The organism is Geotalea uraniireducens Rf4 (assembly GCF_000016745.1).
Taxonomy (GTDB): Bacteria; Desulfobacterota; Desulfuromonadia; order Geobacterales; family Geobacteraceae; genus Geotalea; species Geotalea uraniireducens.
This window is the reverse complement of the sequence record NC_009483.1, coordinates 2,704,129-2,726,006: the sequence shown is the minus strand read 5'-3', so window position 1 is coordinate 2,726,006 and position 21,878 is coordinate 2,704,129. Positions and strand designations below refer to the sequence as shown.

19 protein-coding genes are annotated in these 21,878 nt (G+C 48.7%); all 19 read left to right on the top strand.

What is annotated here, in order from left to right; genetic code table 11:
- Positions 1-37 precede the first annotated feature (37 nt).
- Positions 38-928 carry a GNAT family N-acetyltransferase gene (locus GURA_RS11970; RefSeq protein ID WP_011939227.1) on the top strand — a complete coding sequence of 297 codons (891 nt, stop codon included), beginning with the start codon at positions 38-40 and terminating at the stop codon, positions 926-928.
- 34 nt (positions 929-962) lie between these two features.
- Complete coding sequence (locus tag GURA_RS24660; protein ID WP_011939226.1) at positions 963-1,220, top strand: phosphopantetheine-binding protein; 258 nt, start codon at positions 963-965, stop codon at positions 1,218-1,220.
- A 44-nt stretch (positions 1,221-1,264) separates the two neighbouring features.
- Positions 1,265-2,290 (top strand): agmatinase family protein, encoded by a 1,026-nt coding sequence (locus GURA_RS11960; protein ID WP_011939225.1) that lies wholly within the window; start codon positions 1,265-1,267, stop codon positions 2,288-2,290.
- A 192-nt stretch (positions 2,291-2,482) separates the two neighbouring features.
- A complete protein-coding gene (locus tag GURA_RS11950) occupies positions 2,483-3,628 on the top strand; it encodes an acyl-CoA dehydrogenase family protein (protein WP_011939224.1) in 1,146 nt (381 codons plus the stop codon).
- Between the two features lie 20 nt (positions 3,629-3,648).
- A complete protein-coding gene (locus GURA_RS11945) occupies positions 3,649-5,274 on the top strand; it encodes an amino acid adenylation domain-containing protein (RefSeq protein WP_011939223.1) in 1,626 nt (541 codons plus the stop codon).
- Between the two features lie 97 nt (positions 5,275-5,371).
- Positions 5,372-6,643 carry a DegT/DnrJ/EryC1/StrS family aminotransferase gene (locus tag GURA_RS11940; RefSeq protein WP_011939222.1) on the top strand — a complete coding sequence of 424 codons (1,272 nt, stop codon included), beginning with the start codon at positions 5,372-5,374 and terminating at the stop codon, positions 6,641-6,643.
- A gap of 625 nt (positions 6,644-7,268) precedes the next feature.
- The gene (locus tag GURA_RS11935; RefSeq protein WP_157046190.1) at positions 7,269-9,860 is read left to right on the top strand and encodes an Ig-like domain-containing protein; all 2,592 of its coding nucleotides are present in this window, start codon (positions 7,269-7,271) and stop codon (positions 9,858-9,860) included.
- A gap of 28 nt (positions 9,861-9,888) precedes the next feature.
- Positions 9,889-10,839 carry a glycosyltransferase gene (locus GURA_RS11930; RefSeq protein WP_011939220.1) on the top strand — a complete coding sequence of 317 codons (951 nt, stop codon included), beginning with the start codon at positions 9,889-9,891 and terminating at the stop codon, positions 10,837-10,839.
- An 18-nt stretch (positions 10,840-10,857) separates the two neighbouring features.
- Entirely contained in the window at positions 10,858-11,745 is an 888-nt protein-coding gene (locus GURA_RS11925) for a glycosyltransferase family 2 protein (RefSeq protein WP_011939219.1), read from the top strand.
- A 25-nt stretch (positions 11,746-11,770) separates the two neighbouring features.
- Positions 11,771-12,877: a glycosyltransferase WbsX family protein gene (locus GURA_RS11920; protein WP_011939218.1), complete on the top strand. Its 1,107-nt coding sequence runs from the start codon at positions 11,771-11,773 to the stop codon at positions 12,875-12,877.
- A 61-nt stretch (positions 12,878-12,938) separates the two neighbouring features.
- Positions 12,939-13,910: a glycosyltransferase family 2 protein gene (locus tag GURA_RS22855; protein WP_011939217.1), complete on the top strand. Its 972-nt coding sequence runs from the start codon at positions 12,939-12,941 to the stop codon at positions 13,908-13,910.
- Positions 13,911-13,929: 19 nt separating this feature from the next.
- Entirely contained in the window at positions 13,930-14,958 is a 1,029-nt protein-coding gene (locus tag GURA_RS11910) for a FemAB family XrtA/PEP-CTERM system-associated protein (RefSeq protein WP_232278903.1), read from the top strand.
- Between the two features lie 22 nt (positions 14,959-14,980).
- Positions 14,981-16,168, top strand: coding sequence for a DegT/DnrJ/EryC1/StrS family aminotransferase (locus GURA_RS11905; RefSeq protein ID WP_011939215.1), 1,188 nt, complete (start codon positions 14,981-14,983; stop codon positions 16,166-16,168).
- 22 nt (positions 16,169-16,190) lie between these two features.
- A complete protein-coding gene (xrtA, locus tag GURA_RS11900) occupies positions 16,191-17,024 on the top strand; it encodes an exosortase A (protein ID WP_011939214.1) in 834 nt (277 codons plus the stop codon).
- The gene (locus GURA_RS11895) at positions 17,011-17,664 is read left to right on the top strand and encodes an exosortase C-terminal domain/associated protein EpsI (RefSeq protein WP_011939213.1); all 654 of its coding nucleotides are present in this window, start codon (positions 17,011-17,013) and stop codon (positions 17,662-17,664) included. Before xrtA ends, GURA_RS11895 begins: the two co-directional genes overlap by 14 nt.
- A gap of 154 nt (positions 17,665-17,818) precedes the next feature.
- Positions 17,819-18,751, top strand: a complete 933-nt coding sequence (locus GURA_RS22850; RefSeq protein ID WP_011939212.1) for a glycosyltransferase family 2 protein — start codon at positions 17,819-17,821, stop codon at positions 18,749-18,751.
- 4 nt (positions 18,752-18,755) lie between these two features.
- Entirely contained in the window at positions 18,756-19,877 is a 1,122-nt protein-coding gene (locus GURA_RS22845) for a glycosyltransferase (RefSeq protein WP_011939211.1), read from the top strand.
- Positions 19,878-19,903: 26 nt separating this feature from the next.
- Positions 19,904-21,181: an O-antigen ligase family protein gene (locus tag GURA_RS11880; RefSeq protein ID WP_011939210.1), complete on the top strand. Its 1,278-nt coding sequence runs from the start codon at positions 19,904-19,906 to the stop codon at positions 21,179-21,181.
- Positions 21,182-21,227: 46 nt separating this feature from the next.
- Entirely contained in the window at positions 21,228-21,785 is a 558-nt protein-coding gene (locus GURA_RS22840; protein ID WP_049818916.1) for an arsenate reductase/protein-tyrosine-phosphatase family protein, read from the top strand.
- The last annotated feature ends 93 nt before the right edge of the window (positions 21,786-21,878 follow it).

Sequence of the window (21,878 nt, the reverse complement as noted above, 5' to 3'; positions counted from 1 at the left end):
CTGACGACAATCAATTTGCGGCCGTAGGGAGGTTAAGGTGAAAGCCCAAATACGGAATATGACTCAAGCTGATACGGACCGGGTGGGGGAAATTCTTTACGAATCATTCAATGCCGGTGCAGCGAAACACGGGTATGCCCGGAAAATGCAACGGGTAGAGACGGGAAAGTCCTGGGCTTGGTCCATGCTGCACTATGGTTCGAATGAACTTCTGATTGCCGAGGTGGAAAACCGTATTGCGGGAATATGTTGCCTGAATCCAAGGGGCAATCTTGGAGGCGTTGGGCCTGTTGTCGTTAATCCATATTTTCAAGGTTATCGTATCGGCAGTCAGTTGATGGATGCTCTTCTAAAAAGAGCGGAAAACCTGCAAAGTCTCAGACTGATCCAGGAGGCGTTCAATCCTGCATCCTTTTCTTTGTTTTATTCGTTCAATTTTTTGCCGGTGGCAAGCCTGCTGGATTTATTTCTGGATGGAGGAGCGGGGCAGCGGTTGGATCCATGCAGCAATGTAACCGAATTAACGGCAAAGGATCTTGATGCTGTTCATACGTACGATAGTCCAAGAAGCAAGTCGGATCGCCGAAAAGACCTCGCATATTATGTCAAGTGGGGCAAGGTTTTTGTTTATCGAGATCAATCGCAGATTCGTGGATTTCTGGCGTGTCTTCCCGGTTCAGGATCGGTGCAGCTTGGTCCCTTGCTCGCCGAAGGAGAAGAGGAAGCGGGGTGCCTGTTTCAACATGCATCAGCAGTTTTCAAAGAACGAGACTGTCAAACGCGTGTTATGGCCAGGGATTATCTGCTCGTCAAGACACTTATGGGATTCGGTTTTAAAGTCTATTGCCTGGACAATCTTATGGTACGAGGGGCATGGCGTCCCGGCCAACATATTGAAGCATTCGGGATATTTCCCGAAGGTGTGTAGGTTATCGAATCCGATTAAAGAGGAGGGTATTCAGATGAGGATTTTAGAGGAACTTGAAAAAGTTTTGCTTGCCGAAATTGCCGTCGGTCTTGGTAAAACGTCGCTGGAACCTGATGAAGATCTTCTCGAACAGGGGATTATCGATTCGCTGGGACTCATGAAGTTGATAGCTTTTATGGAGAAGACCTTCGACATAAAGATAATTGACGAGGAGATAATCCCCGAGAACTTTCAATGCCTTAATAGCATGGTCAAGCTTGTCGAACAGCAAATGCAGAACCAGGCAGTTTGAGTTTGTAGTACAAGCCATGGCCTCATTGTCGAAAGGAGGAAATAATGACACCCAAAGATATTCCTATGGTAGCTGACAGAAAGGCTTCCCTGCCGAAGGTGTACGGGGATACTCCCTCATTTCTGGGAACGACGGTGCTCGATTCGAAAGCGCTTGTAAATGGGTATGACGTCATAGTTGCCGGTGTGCCTTGGGAAGGAACGGTGACGTGGGGCACCTTCAGCGGTTGTGAACTGTCTCCGAAAACGATAAGGCATGCTTCTGCACGATATGGGGGATTTTTGCCGGAATATGAACTGGATCTTTTCGATTATCTGAAAATAGGGGACATCGGGGATGTTCCGGTAAATCCGAACGATGAACTGGCCACCATGAAAAACGTGTATGAGACGATGGGGAAAGTATATGAAAACCATAGTATTCCTTTCGTACTGGGTGGCGATCATTCCTTCACCCCCGAGATAATCAGGGCCTTGAGCGACAATATCGACGGGAATATCGGCGTGATCCACTTTGACGCTCACTTAGATAATTCAAGGGCTTTTGGTGGAGATAAATTCCCGCGGTGCGGTCCGATTCACAGGATTGCCCAAATTGAAAAGGTAAGAACCAGGAGCATAGTACATATAGGGATCAGGGGGCCGAGAAACTCGTCTTCACAGTTTGCGTATGCCCAAAGCATGGGGGCAAGAATTTTTGCCATCAATGAAATCAGAAAGCGCGGTATCGATGACGTTATCAGCGAGGCGATCGACATTGCTCATCAGGATACGAAATATGTCCTCGTTACCATATGCAGCGATTGCATAGATGCGGGCTTCAATCCGGGGGGACCGGCCGATTTCAACGGCCTGATGCCTCACGAACTGCTTCCTTCCCTGCAGAGGATCGGAGCATCCGGCATAGCAGGCCTCGATTATGTTGAAGTTTATCCAAATCAGGACCCCCATGGTTTTTCTTCACATCTGGCTTCATGGGCGCTTATTTATGCACTTTCAGGAATGGCCTCGGTAAAAAAAGGTTCTTCCGACATTTCCGGTGACGGCTGCCGTGGCTTCGGGAGTGAATGACAGAGCCGAAGCGGCAAGCGGACACCCGCCCGAGATTGAAAGAAGCAGCTTCGTCAGCAAACGAATATTCAGGCAATTACATTGGAGACGGTGCAAGGTCCGCAGCTGCGGCGACCGAACGAACGGACGAAGTCGCGGCAGGCGGCCTTCCCCGGAATTCCCGGATGAACCTGAAAATAGGATAAAAAGACCATGGATTTTTCATTCACTGAAGACCAGCTGACCTTTAAAAACTCGGCCATCGAATTTGCGGAGAAGGCACTCAATAAAGGTGCCAAAGAACGCGAAAGGAACTGTGAATTCAACCAGGATGGCTGGGAAAAGTGCGCCGAATTTGGAATACAGAGACTTCCCATACCGGAAGAGTACGGTGGTCTCGGCGTGGACATTTTGACATGCGTTGCCACCATGGAAGGACTTGGCTATGGCTGCAGGGACAGCGGTCTTTTGTTTGCCATCAACTCACATATCTGGACTTGCGAGTCCCCGATACTTAAATTCGGCACCGATTATCAAAAGAAAAAATATTTGCCGGGTCTTTGCAATGGTTCGCTCAAGGGGGGTCATGCCATGACGGAGCCGGATTCCGGTTCCGATGCATTCAGCATGAAGTGCAAAGCCGAAAAAAAAGGTGATCGATATATTATCAACGGGACAAAGATGTTTATTACAAATGCGCCTATAGCAGACATCCTTTTGGTGTTTGCGGTCACGGATGCAAAAAAAGGTTTTGCCGGGATCTCGACCTTTATCGTTGAAAAAGGCTTCCCCGGATTTTCGGTAGGAAAACCCCTTGATATGATGGGGTTGAAGACCTGCCCGCTCGGAGAGGTTATTCTCCAGGATTGCGAAGTCCCGGAAGAGAACAGGCTGGGGAAAGAAGGCGCAGGTGCCGCCATCTTCAATTCAGAAATGGAATGGGAGAGGAGTTGCTTGTTTGCTACCCACGTAGGGGCCATGGGAAGAGATCTTGAAGAATGTATCCGTTATGTGAATGACAGGCATCAGTTCGAAAAGCCTATCGGCAAATACCAGGCCATATCCCATAAAATCGCAGACATGCAAGTCAGGCTCGAACTGTCAAGACTTGTCCTTTACAAAGTCGCATGGTTGAAGGCACAGGGGCAACGGGCGCCTGTCGAATCTGCAATTGCCAAACTATTTGTCAGTGAAAGTTATGTGGAAAATTGCATGGAAGCTCTGCAGATACACGGTGCCTACGGTTATTCTGCAGAAATGGATTTTGAAAGAAACTTGCGGGATTCCATAGCAGGAAAGATCTATTCAGGTACATCCGAAATTCAAAAAAATGTCATAGCGAGTCTTCTCGGGCTTTAATACATTGATGGAGAAATGAGATGTGCGGCTATCTGCTTCAACATTTATTGGAACACAGCGCCAGGAAATATCCTGATAACGTGGCCGTCGTCTTTAAGGAAAAATCCGTAACCTATTCCGAACTGGAACAACAGAGCAATGATCTGGCCCGGAAACTTCAGCAGTCGGGAATAAAAAAGGGTGATCGTGTCGGCATAATGCTTTCCAAATCGATCGAGACGATCGTATCTCTCTTTGGGATACTGAAGTCCGGGGCAATATATGTACCGATCGACCCTTCTGCACCGGTTAACAGGATTACATATATTATCAAACACTGCGGCATTGAATGTCTGATTGCATCATCTCCGAATTTGAACACATTATTATCAGATTCAGAGGAACAAATGTCTGTTACGAAGGCAATAGTAGTTGGAAAAGATCATGATGAGTCAAGGCATCTGAATATTCTTGCCGAATGTCTGCCATTTTACCAGGTATCCGACAACGGCGATTCCGAATTTCAATCCGTAGAGATGTCCGACAGCAGCCCGGCATACATACTTCATACATCCGGTTCTACCGGGAATCCGAAAGGCGTTGCCATATCTCATCTGAATGCGCTTACCTTTGTTGAAATGGCAGCAAGGTTTTTTAAGATAAGCGAGACGGACAGGTTCTGTAATCACGCGCCGTTGCATTTCGATCTCTCGGTGTTTGACATATTCGTTGCAGTGAAATGCGGGGCGGCAATTGTGCTGCTTCCCGAGTTGTTGTCGACATTTCCTGTGAAGTTGAGTGAATTTATAGCTAAAGAACAAATCACCATCTGGAATTCGGTCTCTTCAGTTTTAACCATGCTTGCAGACAAGGGAATGCTGGAACGGCACAGCTTCGACGCTCTGCGCATCGTTCATTTTTCCGGCGATATCATGCCTGCAAAGTATCTGCGTGTATTAACAAAACATATGGGCAATGCATCATTCTTTAATATTTACGGCCAGACTGAAGCGAATTCCTCAATGTTTTATCCCATCGGGGAGTTACCCGACGATGACGCATGGCGCATCCCCATCGGCAGGCCGTTCCCGAACTTTGAAGTCTTTGCTCTGAATGACGCCGGGGAAGTCATCAGCCGGGTGGGGGAGGACGGGGAACTGTACGTCGGCAGTTCCACCGTTGCCCTTGGGTACTGGGGAGAGGAATGGATGACCGGTGATAAGTTCGTGCCTGACCCACGGTATCCCGTTTCCCGGAAAATCGTCTACAAGACAGGTGATCTTGTCCGGATCGACGGGCATGGCAATTATGTTTTTTCCGGCCGCAAAGACAACATGGTGAAAAGTCGAGGTTACCGTATCGAGCTTGAAGAGATAGAAACTGTGCTGTCAAGCCATCCGGAGATCATGGCCGCCGTGGTGCTTCCAATTCCGGACGAGCTTGTCGGGAACAGGATTGTCGCCGTTATCGTTCCCATGAGTAACCGCACGGTCGGAAAAGAGGATGTTGTCAGGCATTGTGCTACGCGATTACCCAAATATATGATGCCTGAGATTATGGAGTTTCGGGATTCTCTGCCGATGACATCATCGGGAAAGATAGATAGAAAAACCTTGGCGGGGATCTGCGCCGGGAATTATCGCCACAGTCAAGAGGATAGTGTTTGAGAGATCGGATGGTTAACCGTATCGGATATTAGTGATAGTTTCAGCACGCATATGAGCCGTTGTTCGCAAAAGATTCTCTGGTGATCGGAGGTATCAGATGAAAGAGAATATCGATGATCTGGCTATATTTGGCGGAACTCCCACTTTTCAAGAAACACTCCATGTCGGACGTCCCAATCTTGGGGACCGGGAGCGATTGCTTAAGCGCATCAATGACATGCTGGATAGAAAGTGGCTCAGCAATAATGGGCCTTATGTGCAGGAATTCGAACGGCGGATTTCCGACATGATCGGCGTCAAGAACTGTATTTCCATGTGCAACGGTACTGTTGCTTTGGAAATTGCTATCCGTTCTCTCGAGTTGAAAGGCGAAGTCATTCTCCCTTCTTTCACCTTCGTTGCTACCGCGCATGCGCTGCAATGGCAGGAGATTACCCCGGTTTTCTGCGATATCGATCCCAAAACACACACGATTGACCCATCCTGCATAGAAAAGATGATCACGCCCCGGACGACCGGTATCATAGGTGTGCATCTCTGGGGCCGCCCATGCGATATCGAAGCACTGGAAGAAATCGCAGCTTCACATCGTTTAAAACTGCTGTTTGATGCCGCCCATGGCTTTGGCTGTTCGTACAAAGGGAGGATGATCGGCAGCTTCGGAAGCGCAGAGGTCTTCAGCTTTCATGCAACAAAATTCTTTAATACCTGCGAGGGGGGAGCAATAGCCACAAATGACGATGACCTGGCCGGCAAAATTCGCCTGATGAAGAATTTCGGGTTCTCAGGATATGACAACGTCATCTATATCGGGACAAATGGGAAGATGAACGAATTCTCTGCGCTGATGGGATTGACGAATCTCGAAAGTATAGATGAATTTATTGCAGTGAACTTCGGGAATTACAGATGCTATGAACAGGAACTCAGAGACTTGGCGGGAGTCACCCTCATCAATTATGATCAGAGGGAGAAGTGCAACTATCAATACGTCGTTCTTGAAATCGACGAATCCATTACGCACGTGACCCGGGATCAGATAGTGGACATTCTCCGTGCAGAAAATGTTCTGGCGCGGCGTTACTTCTATCCGGGCTGTCACAGGATGGAACCTTACCGTTCCTACTTTCCCCATGCAAGACTGGTGTTGCCTGAAACCGAGAGACTCGCAAACCGTGTGCTTTCTCTTCCTGCCGGTACTGCTGTCGGTCCGGATGAGATAAGAAAAATCTGTCAGATAATGCGGCTGGCAGTCGTATATGGTCTTGAGGCTGAAGAAAGGTTGTCAAGTCATGTTGCTATTGCTCCGGTGATTAAACATATCAACGCAGGAGCGAGACTTGCCTCGCCCAATCATTCGCCCCTATAAGGACTTGCATGTGTAATTACTGAAGCAATATGGAATCCCGAAACGCTGTCGTTCGAGAGCTTGTCTGTTTGAGGAGGGTCTAGGAGCCTGTCGGACTTAGGAATGAATCTACTGCGAGAATGGCAAATCGGTCCATATTCCCGTAAATTTTCGACGAATAGGTCCACTATTCGCTCTCAAATTTCCGGAAATCTGTCCTCGATTTTCCATCCTCTCGCTACGATTCCCTAAGTCCGACAGACTCCTAGCCGAATTCGGTAGATACAGTTTCTGAGAACAGGGGGATTAAGCCATGGAAAAAATATTGTTCAGGTCGTTTAGATATATTTTCCCAGTAGTGTGCCTTCTCATCGTAGCCGTTTCAGCAGCTCCATATCAGGCGATTGCGCAGCAAGGTTCAACACCTCCCGAGCCTTTCGTCGCCATCCACATCTCCGAGTTCACCCATGCACTCGAAACAACACCTGCTGTCCCACCGACACCTACAGGGACCGGGTTTTCCGGTTACCAGTGGTGGTATACTTCATGGCACTATTTCGTTGCATATGAATCATTTAAAGAGGCGCTTAGTTCGGATGGCACACCATTTGTCGAGGTAAGCGATAGTGATATCGCTGCCGGCAAATTGCTTAACCCTGATGGCTCGCCGCGCTACCCGATTCTGATCAGCCTGGCTTCTGAAGCGATAGCCGATTACGAGATTTCTCCGCTCCGCAATTATGTCAGCGCAGGAGGCTTCGTGTTCGTCGGCTCATCGGCCTTTACACGTTATCCCGATGGCACTAACCGTGGTGATTTTGCCCTGGCCGGAGAAATGGGATTGCACATGGCCAATTCCAACCAGACTGAATCCAACAATTGGAACTGGTATGGGAACAAGCATTTCACCAAGACTACCGACCATCGGCTGACCAGTCATATCCCAAGTGGTACACTCGTTTGGAACGCCCCCTTGACCTCAGAGGAGATTCCCTGGGGTAATTCACCTGCCCACGTAATTCATGGCAAGCACTGGACATGGTCGGTTGTTGCCAATGGTGCTACGGTTGTTGCAAATGGTGATTCAGGTCCGCTTCTGACGGTTAAGAATTACGGACAAGGACAGTTTATCTACCATGGAGCAATTCAACCACTCATCGGCCACGGAATGATCGACCCAAGCATGTATGCTTATCTCGTCTATCGCAGGGCCATCGAGTGGGCCTTCGAATCTTTCACCCTTCCGATCGTTAAGCTTAGTCCATGGCGATATCCGTACGACGCGGCTTTAGTTGTTCGCCACGATTTTGAGGAATATATTGACCTGATAAAAACTATCAAATCCTCGGCCCAGTTTGAACATTCCATCGGGGCTGTAGGCGAGTACTATTTCAGTACAGGTGCGCTACGCACCTATACGGGATCGGATCGTGCCACGATAATCTCCAGCCTTCGGGACGCCGTGTCTTACTACGGGGCTACAATCGGGTCGCACAACGGCGGTCTTAAGAACCCCGGAAACCCCTCCCTGCAACCATCTGATCATGATTACTGGCACTGGGGGCCGGACGAAGCGCTGGACCAAAGTCCGCCGGGTTACGCGAACGGCAAGGCCTATGCTTCCGCTTCTATTCTGGCTTCTTTCAAGGATATCGAAGGCTGGCTGGCCGGGATCGACAACGGCCGTCCCGGTTGCGGTGCAACCGGGACGTGCCCAAGGACCTGGGCTTCACCATACTTCAATTCCACCCGTGAAGATTCCTACGATATCCTGGAGCAATTAGGCTCGATCACCATGGGCGAACAAAAAATCGGCCCCTTTCCGCACTTCACGCTCTCGTATAAGAAACCCGGCAAGCGTATTTATTCTCACGTTTCGCAGCCGACGAGCGACTGGTTTGTCGGCACTGAAATCCCTCAAGCCCTTGAATGGGGTCACACTACTGATTCCATAAGGGCAGCGGTTGATTTCTACTATGACATCGGCGGATTGTTGCTCAATTACTACGGACATGCACCTTCTAACAGCGGAGGGTTGGAACAAGAGTACGTGAGTTATAGCATGTCGAAGCCCAAATTGTGGTCCACCAATGCCGTAGGGATCTACGACTGGTGGCTTTTACGCTCGAAGGTAAATGTGACTCCCAATTTCACAAGGTCCGGTAACACCTCCATCGTGACGGCATCGGTATTCGGAGTTACGGACGCAGACACTGCCATTGAAATAGTTCTTCCCAGGGGATCATCTGAGACTATCGGGAATATGCAGGTGTTTCTTGATGGAACACCGGCTAATCCCGCGGATTATAGAACCACCAACTATGGCGCAAAAGTTCGGATAGGTGCTTCAGTTTCAACTGTCCAAATACAGTATTCGGTGTCGGCAACCCCCGTAGCGGTGAATGATACGTACAGCACCAACGCAAATACGACCCTGAATCAGGCTGTCCCGGGAGTGCTGGGCAACGATACCGATCCCCAGGGAGCGATCCTGACGGCGCAACTGGTGAGCGGCCCATCCCATGGCACCCTCACCCTCAATACCAACGGAGCTTTCACCTATACACCGGCTGCGAACTATGCGGGGAACGACAGTTTTACCTACATGGCGAACAATGGAACAATTAATAGTAATGTCGCAACTGTCACTATTACTGTTTTGCCTACAGTAGCATTGAGTTCGCTTTCGCTTAACCCAAGTAGTGTTGCAGGCGGGGCTACTTCCCGGGGCACGGTGGGATTGAGCGGTCCTGCACCGAGTGGCGGTGTGTCGGTGTCGTTAAGCGACAATTCGTCAGCAGCAGGTGTTCCTGCCAGCGTGACGATACCGAGTGGCAGCACCAGCGCCATATTTACGATTACCACCACGCCGGTGGCCGGCTCGACTCCTGTAACCATTTCTGCCAGCTATGGGGGGGTGACGAGAACAGCCACGCTGACGGTTGCGCGGCCGGTATTGAGTGCGCTTTCGGTAAGCCCAACAAGTGTCAGGGGCGGAGCCACTTCCAGGGGCACGGTGAGGTTGAGCAGTCCTGCGCCGAGTGGCGGTGTGGTAGTGTCGTTAAGCGATAATTCGTCAGCAGCCGGTGTGCCTGCCAATGTAACGATAGCGGGTGGCAGCACCAGCGCAACGTTCACGATTACCACCACTCGGGTGACCAGATCCACATCGGTCACCATTTCTGCTGCTTATGGCGGCGTGACCAAAAGAACTACCTTGAGGGTTACCAGGTACTGACATGAACCACTCAAAATAGAGAGGCCCCATGAAAGTAAGCGTAGCAATGATAACATACAATCACGAGGAATTTATAGCGAAGGCGATAGATAGTGTCATGATGCAAAGGACTAACTTTGACTATGAAATAGTAATTGGCGAAGATTGCTCTACCGATAATACCCGCAATATCGTCAGTGACTATCAAAAAAAATATCCTGATAAATTCAGATTGTTATTGAATGAAAAAAATATTGGAGCAAATAGAAACGCTGAGCAAACTTTCGGATCCTGCACAGGCGAATATGTGGCTGTGCTTGATGGTGATGACTATTGGACATCTCCTTACAAATTGCAGAAGCAGGTGGATTTCCTGGATAATCATCCTGAATGTGTGATTTGTTTTCATAATGTTTTGATGTTTTATAAGGACGGATCCCATGAATGCCATGTTTATTGCCCTCCCGGTCAAAAAGAATTCTCTACCGTCGAGGATTTACTGGAAAAAGGCAACATTATTCCGACTTGTTCAAAGATGTATCGCAGAGGGCTATTGGATCACGTCCCGCATTGGATTTGTTCATTGAAAATGGGGGATTGGCCCGTTGATATTTTGCATGCACTGTATGGGAAGATTGGCTACATTAACGAAATTATGGGGGTTTACGTGATCCATCAGACCGGAATGTGGTTTGGAATAAGGCAAAACTGGGAAGAAAAAAATAAAGCAAATATTGAGGTTTATGAAAAATTTTACGATTTACTGGAGAGTAAATATAAGAGAATTATTAAACGTATTTTACACGAACGGCATGTTGATGTAGCCGAACAATATGAAGATATGGGTAAATTGACCAAGGCTAAAGAATTCGCCGTGAGATCTGTCACAAAGTACTTTGTAATGAGCACAAGATCGTTCAAGTTGTTATTGAGATTGTATGTTCCCGCACTATATAAACTGCTGAAATCCCTGAAACTCGAACCAATGACTTGGGAATAAGAGGAGATTAGTGAGAAAATGAAACGATCCCCACTGATAAGCATAATCATACCAACCTATAATGACAGCGAAGTGGTGTGCGATGCCATCGACTGCTCATTGAATCAAGCATACGATAATCTGGAAATCATAGTTGTCGATGACGGATCTTCCGATGGTACTGGAGGATTGTTGAAAGAGAAATATGGGAGCAGAATCAAATACCTTTATCAGGAAAATAAAGGCCTTTCCAGTGCAAGAAATACCGGCATAAGGCATGCCTCCGGGAAATATCTGCAATTTCTTGATGCGGATGATCTGATTTACGACCGCAAGATCAGTTTACAACTGGAACAAATAAAGAATATCTCCGGTATTGCGGTGGCTTATTGCGATTATATTTTCAGCACTATCGGTGACATGACAATAACGTACGGAGAAAGAATGAGTCCCGTATTGCAGGACGAGAAGCCATTTGATGACCTGATGATGAAATGGGAAACAGAGTTGTGCATACCACCCCATTGCTTCTTGTTTGATGCCGCTATTTTTCGGGAATATGGAGTAGCCTTCGATGAAAACCTGCCGAATCATGAGGACTGGGAATGCTGGATGAATGTGTTCGCACTCGATCCCAAGGTCGTTTTCATTGAAATGCCACTCGCCAATTACCGGAGGAGAAGAGAATCCATGTGCGTAAACAAGCTTAAGATGAGAAAGGGTTACCTTTTGGCAATCGATAAGCAAATTCAGAAGAATAAATCAAACAATGAAGTGGTTAAGAAGCTCAATGTCAGAAAGAAGCAGATAAGATGCCTTTACCGGGATGTGAGCCCGATAATGAGGTTAATGAAGAGATGCCACCCGGTTGTTAAAAAGATGTACAACGAGATGGTCCCCTGGCGAATACAGCGGATATTTGACTGAAAGATTGCTCTTCAGAGGGATTCTTATGGCCAGATTGATCGCATTTTATCTGCCCCAATATCATCCAATCCCGGAAAACGACACGTGGTGGGGTAAAGGTTTCACCGAATGGACAAACGTGGCAAAGGCAAAGCCATTGTTCCGCGGTCATTACCAGCCGCATATCCCCGCTGATTTGGGTTTTTATGATTTAAGGGTGCCTGAAACAAGAGCTGCACAAGCTGAAATGGCAAGAGAATATGGCATAGAGGCATTTTGTTATTATCACTACTGGTTTGCTGGAAGAAGATTGCTCGAAAGACCTTTTAACGAGGTTCTGGCATCGGGAGAACCCGATTTTCCCTTTTGTCTTTGTTGGGCTAACCAATCATGGACTGGAATTTGGCATGGTGCTCCGAACAGAATATTAGTCGAGCAAACCTATCCCGGATTCGACGACTATAGCAGCCACTTTCAGGAGTTATTAAAGGCTTTCACGGATAGACGTTATGTAACAGTTGATGGTAAGCCTCTCTTTCTGATATTCCGACCCAAGGAAATACCTGATCCCATGCGGGTCATTGGTTTCTGGAGGGAAATGGCGGTAAAGGCTGGTTTGAAGGGTTTGTATCTGGTCGGAGTGACCGAAGAGCCTGATTGGATTCCGCAGCAGCTTGGATTCGATGCGTATGTAATATCGCGTCATCCTTCCATACCCTGGATCACACGTCGTACGCCTATAAAATGGATGATCAAGCAATATCAAGTCAAAACAGGAAAACCCGCTATTTTTTCCTACGAAAAGGATTTTGCGGATTTGCAACCGATCAAGATTGCACATGGGGATAATTATCCCTGTTTATTGCCAAACTGGGACAATACGCCAAGGAGCAAATCCAACGGCCTTGTTCTTCATGATTCAACCCCGGAAGCATTTAGAAAACATGTCAAAAAAGCCTTGGAAATATCGAGAGATAAACCTGACGAACGCAAACTTGTTTTTATAAAATCATGGAACGAATGGGCGGAAGGAAATCATCTCGAGCCGGATTTGAAATTTGGAAGGGCTTACCTTGAAATTTTACGTAATGAAATATCGAATGAATTCATAACGAGAAAATGGCAAAGCGAGGACAGATTTTCGGAAATTTGAGAGCGAATAGCGGACCTGTTTTGTGGAAAAGATCCGGGGCCGTTCAAATGGGAGTGTGGATATGGTTAGTGTATCTGCCGTCATTCCAACATACAACGGTACGCGCTACCTCGTAGATGCCGTGCAATCCGCACTGACGCAAACGTACGAATTGCTGGAAATCATTGTTGTTGACGATGGATCCGAGGCGGATATCGAAAAAATATTGGCTCCGTTCTTCCCGAAGGTCAAGTATGTGCGCCAGGAGAATGCCGGTCCCGCAGCAGCCCGCAATCATGGTATTTCCATCGCAAAAGGAGACTTGATTGCGTTATTGGATGATGACGATATGTGGCATCCAACAAAAACTGCTGTACAAGTGCAGCGCATGATTGAAAATCCCGAATGCGGCCTGGTTTATTCGTATCAGGAGCTGATCGACGAACAGGGAAGAGTGATTCCCAATGAAGCCCCAACGGAATTTCCCAGCGGCAGCGTTTACCGGGAATTCCTGACGAAGAACAGGATAGGCACTCCTTCCGCCACTTTGATAAGAAGAGAAGTGTTTGAAAAAATTGGTTTGTTCGATGAAACCAGGGAGTGCATATCCTGTGAGGACTATGATTTGTGGTTACGGATATCCGGAAATTTTGACGTGATGTTCTGTCCGGGAACTCTTGTATCTTATCGAGTACGCAACTCGGGCATTTCACAAAACCTGGACAAGCACTTGAAAGCTCATCATTACGTCTTTAATAAGTTGATTTCTCAACATATTGAATCTCCGAAACTGACTGATCGGGAGTTCTATGCGGCATTTGGCTTCAACTTGCATCATACTTTGAAGAGATTCGCTTATGGTTACTATTACATCGTAGAAAACCGGACCAAGGCCAGATGTCTTATGTTGGCGGTTCTTCGGAAGCATCCCTTTTGCCTCAAGGACATTCTGTATTTTATTATCTTTTCCATGCCGGATCCTTTATTCCGGGTTCTCAGAAAAACCAAGCAAGAGCTGGCTGATGCTTGTTTATCGCTGCAGTTAAAGTCGTGAGCGGGAGAAGATGATGGACATGACTGTTCAACATTACAACGAAGACGGAACAGCGTGGGACGCCTTTGTTGCTTCCCATCGGCACAGTACCAATTATCACCTGTACGGCTGGCGCAATGTTATCGAAAAGAGTTTCGGGCATATGGTCTATTACCTGGTTGCCAGAAACAGCAACAATGAAATTTGTGGGGTCTTGCCGCTCGTTCACATGAAAAGCATGCTGTTCGGCAGCTTCCTTGTTTCACTGCCATTTTTTAATTACGGCGGATTGTTGTGTAGTGAAGACAATGCCGGCGCAACTCTGCTGAACATGGCTCGATGCATGCTCCGGGATGTCCGTGCCGACCATGCGGAGTTGCGTCATCTCCATATCTGCGAAGAAGAGCTTGCGACGAAACAGCACAAGGTAACCATGATTCTCGACCTGGAGCAGGACGAGGAAACCCAGTGGAAGGCGCTAGATGCCAAGGTACGAAACCAGGTACGCAAAGCGGAAAAGTGCGGATTGCAGACCATAACGGGGCACATGGAACTGCTGGACGGGTTTTACGCGGTTTTTTGCCGGAACATGAGAGATCTGGGTACGCCTGTGTACAGCAAGGGTTTCTTCCGCAATATCCTTGAGACTTTCCCAGATACTTCCCGCATCATTTCGGTGATGCTGGAAGGGAAAACGGTCGCTTCCGGTTTGTTGATCTGGTTCAGAGATAGCCTGGAAGTCCCGTGGGCATCGTCGATTATCGACTACCGGGAAAAATGCCCGAACAATCTCCTCTATTGGGAGGCCATCAGGTTCGCCATCAGGAAAGGGGCCAGGAAATTCGACTTCGGCCGATCGACTCCGGGGGAGGGGACTTACCGTTTCAAGAAGCAGTGGGGAGCCAAGCCCGTTCAGCTCTACTGGCAGTATCTGCTGGAAAAAGGGAAGCACGTTCCGGAACTGAATCCTGGCAATCCGAAGTACCGGCTGGCCATAAAGGTTTGGCAGCAACTGCCGGTGACGGTGACGAAGGTTCTCGGGCCGCGGATCGTAAAAAGCATTCCCTGATGCTTTGAGTTCGGAGTTCACCATGGCAATGCATATCGGAAGAACTCTCCCCCCGGCGGCGGCTCCGCTCCATTTCAAGGATATCATATCCGGCTGGGCCGGACTTTTCGAGGGGGTAATAACGGTCGGAAGGTTCGAGGAGGAGCTCAAGGAGGTTTATGGTGTCAGGCACTGTTTTGCCGTTTCGTCGGGAAAGGCTGCCCTTGTCCTGATCCTTCAAGCGCTGAATGAGCTCTCACCGGAGAGAGACGAAGTTCTGATCCCGGCCTATACATGTTATTCCGTTCCTTCGGCGATTGTAAGGGCCGGGCTCAAGGTCCGCTTGTGCGATTTGGCGTCCGGGACACTCGATTTTGATTTTGACCGTCTTGAGGAACAACTGGAGAATCCCCGGATACTGTGCGTAATTCCCACCCATTTGTTCGGTTTGCCGGCTGATGCGGAACGGGTAAAGAGGCTGGTCAACCATCGCGGCATATTTGTCGTGGAAGATGCCGCCCAGGCCATGGGCGCGGAATGGAACGGCAAGAAGATGGGGACACTGGGCGATGTGGGGCTGTTCAGCATGGGCCGAGGCAAGGCATTCTCAACAGTGGAGGGAGGCATAATCCTCACGGACAACGATTTGATCGGGCGGGCAATCGAGAAACGTATGGGCGCTATCGCCGGATATGGGGCTTTCGATTGCCTGAAAGTGATCCTATATGCGGTTGCACTGTCGCTCCTCATTCACCCCTGGGTCTACTGGCTACCGAAATCCTTGCCGTTTTTAAAACTTGGAGAAACGCATTTCGATCCATCCTTTCCGATCAGGAGGCTGTCGTCGTTCCAGGCAGGGGTGGCAAAAGGATGGAAGAAGAAAATTGGCGAACTCAAGGAAGTCCGGTTGAAAAATGCGCGGAAAATTGCCGGTTACGGGATCACTCTCCCGGCTGTCCTTGGGGCTGTGATCCCTGGTTTGATCAGGTATCCGGTTCTGCTTGCGGATGTTGAAACAAAGAAAAAGATCCTCCGGATAAGCGAGAGTATGGGATTGGGGATATCAGGCGGATACCCGGATTCTATCGATGGAATCGCCAAACTTGCATACCTCTCCAATGGAAACAGCTTTCCGGTAGCTAAAGATATTGCCGAAAGAATTGTCGCTTTGCCTGTGCATCCTTTTGTAAGCGATTGTGACATTCAAAAGATCGGGCCGTTACTGATCTAAACGAGCAAATCGGACTTATCCTATGTCAAAAAGCGACAAGATAAAAATATCGATGCTTCTTTTGTTATGGGTAGCGGTTTTTAGCCCGATATACCCGGAATTGGTTCGTGATTGGCTCAGCCATTCCGACAACTCCCACGCCTTCATCGTGCCCTTTATCGTATTGTTCTTTGTCTGGCAAAAAAAAGGGGAATTGCAGTCCACGCCCATTGACAGTTCGGCATGGGGGGGGGCAATCCTTGCAGCCAGTTTGATTGTTTATGTTGCAAGCTATGCGGGCGGAACCGCATTTCCGGCCAGAATCGCCATGGTGTCATCTCTATTCGGGCTTATCTGGTTCTGCCTCGGAAGCGGGTCTATCCGTATCCTCGCCTTCCCGATAGGCTTTCTGCTTTTCATGGTTCCTGTTCCATACTCATTGATGAGTCTTGTCTCCATGCCGCTGCAACTCATGGCGACCCGCATTTCTGCCAATCTCATCGGTTACTGTTCCATACCGGTCTACCGGGAAGGGAATATGCTCAATTTCGTGCAGACCAAGCTTGAGGTCGCCGAGGCTTGCAGCGGCATCAGATCGATCACGGCATTGACAATGCTCGCCCTCCTGTTCTGCTATTTGTCCGAAGATGGATGGTGGAGAAAAGTTCTTCTCGTTGGGGCTGCAATACCGATCGCCTTGGTGGCCAACATCGTCCGTGTGACAGGCACCGGAATCCTGGCCCACTTTTACGGAGACAGAGTAGCCAGGGGGTTTCTACATGAATTTTCAGGGCTGGTAATATTCGCGCTTGGCTTTGCATTGTTGTTTGCAGTGTTCTCCATTACAAGCAGGAAAAAGACAGATGATATCCGCTAAGACGTTCATCATATCGGTCGTGGGGATGTTGGTGACCGTGACGATAGTGGCTTTATTCGCCATACGTCCCAAACCGGTTGTCGTTCGGACAAATCTCGAATATCTGCCTAAGGAAATCTCCGGTTATGCTGCTATGGATGACACCTTTCCTGAATCAGTGTATCGCGAGCTCAACGCCGACGAGCATGTTTACCGGCATTACCGGTCCGGAGACGGCAGTCAGCTCGACCTCTATGTCGGGTATTACGGCACGGCCAAAGGGGGGCGGACCGGCCACAATCCCTATGCCTGTCTGCCCGGCGCCGGATGGGCGATAGTCGATTCCGGAAAAGTCAGAATCCGGCAACCCTCGCAATCTTCGGATGTAGAAGTCAATTACGTTCAGGCCCGAAGGGACGGAGTCAATACCGTCATGGTTCACTGGTATCAGACTGCGGGTACAACGGTGATGTCGACTGGTATCCAACAGAATATCGAAAGGTTTTGGGGGCGTTTGCTCCATAATCGGAATGATGGCGCTTTTGTTCAGGTTTCGACCCGGGTTTCCGACGACCAGGTAGCGAATGCCGGGACAAAGGTTCGGAATTTTGCCGGACTGGTTCTTCAACTTCTTCCCGAATATTGGCCGGTTGAGAAATAGCCGGATCGATCTGTTATTACTCCGGTAATTAAACATATGAACGGTAGGGGCTAGGCTTGCCTCGCCCAATCGGGGCACGGCGCGCCGTGCCCCTACATCAGGATTGTGATGTTTAATTGCCGGAGTAATATAATGATACAAAGGTGATGATCAAGTGATAAGTGTTATAATACCTACATATAATTCTGATAAATATATTTGTGAAGCAATTGACAGCGTGCTTTGCCAAACATATACAGACTATGAAATAGTAATAATAGACGATGGATCAACTGACGATACAAAAAGAATAATTGAAGACCGCTATCCTACAGTACGATATTTTTATGTGGAAAACAAAGGTGTTGCATCTGCAAGAAATTATGGAATATCAAAGGCGCAAGGAGATTTAATTGCTTTTCTTGATGCTGATGACAGGTGGCTGCCTGATAAACTCGAAAAACAGGCTGTTTTATTTCACAATTGTAATGAGTTGGGTTTGGTTTTTACGGAAAATTATTTCTTCGATGAACACGGCATATCAAAGCATAGGGTGAATAAGCGAGAACGCTTAATGCGCGGCAATATTGTCAGAAACATCTTTTTAAATAGTTATATCGTCACTTCCACTGTGATGGTTCGAAGAAGCGTTTTCGATGCCGTGGGGTTTTTCGAGGAAGGACTGGTAGTTGCCGAAGATGACAATATGTGGATGAGAATCGGCATGAGATATGGTGTAAAACTTCTCAATGAGCCACTGGTTTTATATCATATGACTGAGGGGAGCTTGAGCAGAACCAGTGTCAATATATCGCTGGGCGTGAGGAAGCATATCGAAATAATACAAAACAAATATCCGGATATATATAAATGTCTTGGCAAGTCGGTAATTAGAAGAAAATATGCTGATCTGTTCTTTGATGAAGCTTATCATGATTTTTCTCAAAATAAATATAAGGATGCTAGAAGCAAATTTATCAAGAGTTACTTGTATTATCCCTTTAAATTCAAATCCTTATTGTATTTAACCTCCACATATTTACCTTCAGGGACCATAGAAACGATTAAAGAGACAAAAAGGCGTATGCGACTGCATCGAGGTATTTGACGCAATGAAAGTTCTGAAGATCATACACACCCTTGGTCACGGTGGAGCCGAGAACGCATTTCGTTGGCTCGCATGGGGTTTGAAGCGGGAGGGCGTGGAGGTGATTGCAGCCATTCCTGGTGTGAGTGATCCGCGAATGGAGAATTGGTTGGCTCCTGCTCTGGAGGAGTTGGCTGTTCCCTATGTAACTTTCGACAAAACCGGTAGCCCCGGGCGGTTGCTTAAGAACATCACCGTCGTCATCAACAAGGTCCGGCCGGATATCGTTCATTCCCATTTGTTGGATTCAAACTTCTATTCCGCACTCGCCTGTCGGATCAGCTCCGTGCCCCATATCTGCACCGAGCATGGGGATGTGTCACTAAAGCAAACGGCCGTCTCGAAAATCAAGTATGGGATGATTTCACTCTGTAGCGGATTAGTCATTTGTGTTTCTGAAGCCGTCCGGGAAAGCGCCGCGAGGGTCTGTCTGAACAAGAGTAAGTTGAAAACCATTTACAACGGCATCCACTTCTTGGAAAAAACCTGCTCATCCTTTCGAGCGGAATTCAATATTCCCGACGACGCCGTTCTGATCGGCAATGTGGGAAATCTCTATCCGGTGAAAGGGCAGAAATATCTGATCAGAACTTTTGCCGAGATTTACTCCTCTTTCCCTCAAGCCTTTCTTGTTCTTGTTGGACGTGGCGGAGAAGAAAACAATCTTCGACAACTGGTGAGAGCCTTGAACATACCCCGGGATCGGGTCCTTTTCACAGGTTTTCGCAATGACATTGAAAATGTGTTGAATGCGTTTGACCTGTACGTGCAACCCAGCCTCTCCGAAGGACACCCCTTGGCCGTTCTGGAGGCCATGTCTCTGGGAATACCGGTGATCGCTTCTGCAGTTGGCGGCATCCCCGAGCTCTTCGAGCGGGAACGATATGGAACATTGGTCGCCCCCGGCTCCTGTGATGCGCTGCATGCCGCTCTGCTGGCATACGTCCGCCATCCCCCGCCCTTTCACGAAAAGGGCGCGTCGGCCCGGGACCATGTTAAGGAAACCTTCTCGATCGGACAGATGGCCGGGAGGTATATCGGCCTTTATGAGCAGATTCTGGCAGACAAGCGACAGAAAGGCCGGTAGAAACCGGAATATGAGGCGCGTGACCTATGGAATCCGATATTCTGCGGAATGCAGACGCATGTGTGCCGGCTGATCGTGTAAGGGAAAAGGGCATGACCCTGCCGGTATTGTTGCTGGCCTTTTATCTGCTGATTGAGTACGGCCGGCCGCTGTTCCTGGTGCCGATCAAGCCGGGGTTGCTCGTGCAGGGCTTGCTGATCCTCTGTCTGCTGCCTTGCCGAACCAGAATCTGCCAGACTCTGAAGGAGAAATACTTCAGGCTGTATCTGTTGCTGCTTCTCTTCATGACGATGCACGTCTTTATCGCCACCAACAATTACTATGCCTTCCTGTGTCTGAAAGTGATGTTTTCCTATCTGATTATCGGAGTGTCTTGCTGCGTCTTTCTCGACAGCATCAACAAGCTGAATGTCTTTTTCTCCGTTTTTACCTTTGTGGTGGCGCTCTGTGCAATCAATCGCATTTCCGGCGCCAATTTTCTCGATATCTCGGGCGGGGGGGTGTTCAGGGACGAGAACGACTTTGCCCTGGCGATGAACGTGGCACTACCGATCGCTTTCTTTCTCGGCCGCGCACACAAAGGCTGGAAAAGGTGGCTTTTCTGGATGGCTGCGATCACTTTCGTGCTCGGCAATATGGTCACCGCGTCCCGCGGCGGCTTTGTCGGCCTCGTGGCGGTGGGAACCGTCTGCTGGTTGTCGTCGAAGCATCGTCTCAGGGCGATTCCGGTCATGGTGGTGCTGGCGATTCTGGCTTGGAGCTTTGCAACTCCGCTCAGCAAGGAAAAGATCCGGGGACTTGGCCTGAACAGTGCCGAAAAGGACACCGGTAAAGATCGCGTCGAGTTGTGGAAGGTCGGCTGGAAGGCCTTCGTCGACAATCCGGTCCTGGGTGTTGGCCAGGGAAACATGCCGGTCGTGATGAACAAGTACCGCCACGACAAGTGGGGGGAGAGCTTCTGGAAACGAGACATGTGGGGCAGGATGACCCACTCGGTCTATTTTACCCTGTTGCCTGAACTGGGGCTGATCGGTGCGATCATCTTCGTGCTGATGCTGAAGGACTTGTATGCCAAAATAAAGAAAATCAACGAAAACTGTACCCGTATAACCATCAGGGAGGAGGCGGCCGGCATCGAAAACCTCAATCGTGCTCTGCTGGTGAGTCTGTTCGGGTTTCTGATCACCGGCATATTTCTGTCCGTGCTGTACTACCCGCCCTTTTGGAATATCTCGGCTCTTTTAGTCACGCTGTTCCTGATCTCTTCGCGAATTCCGGGTGGGCAGGACCTGACTGCTGGTTGACCCGCCCGTACCCGCATGTCTTGAACAGCACTGCCAGGGAGCATTAATGTTCAAAAAAATGAGAGCTATAAAAAAAAAGGTACAATTATGGTGTAGAAACATCATCGAGTCGATCGTCTATCGGATTGTGAAAAAACGAAGCATCATCAGAAATCCCGGGAAAATAGTCTTTGTCTGCGGGGGCAACATATGCAGAAGCGCGTTTGCGGAAAAATTACTGAAAGCTGAGGCAGATGGCTCCTTCCCGGTCATAGAATCCTGTGGCATCGACGTCGAGGTGAGGTCTCCTTCCCCCTGCGAAGCTGTATGTGCTGCCGGTAAAATCGGCTTGGACCTCGGGCATCACTTGTCCAGGGGGATCGAGCGTTGCGATCTGGAGGGTGCCGACTTGATTCTGGCAATGGAGTACCGGCAATATCGCAAGCTGATCGAATCCTTCCCCCATAAGGGGCGACAGATTAAGCTGCTGAGGGAATTTGCACCTTTTCCGGAAAACCTGTTGTGTAATATCGACGACCCCTTTGGTAACAACGAACGTGCGTTCGAGAAATGTTTCGCGCAGATACAACGATCGATCTCCGCCATCAAGATGCTGATCCGATGAGGGGGGTGCATGATCAACTGCCGTGGATATAAGCGAAAATACATCTGCATTGGTCCCACGCCATGACCCGAAAGATCAAATTCAGACGGATGG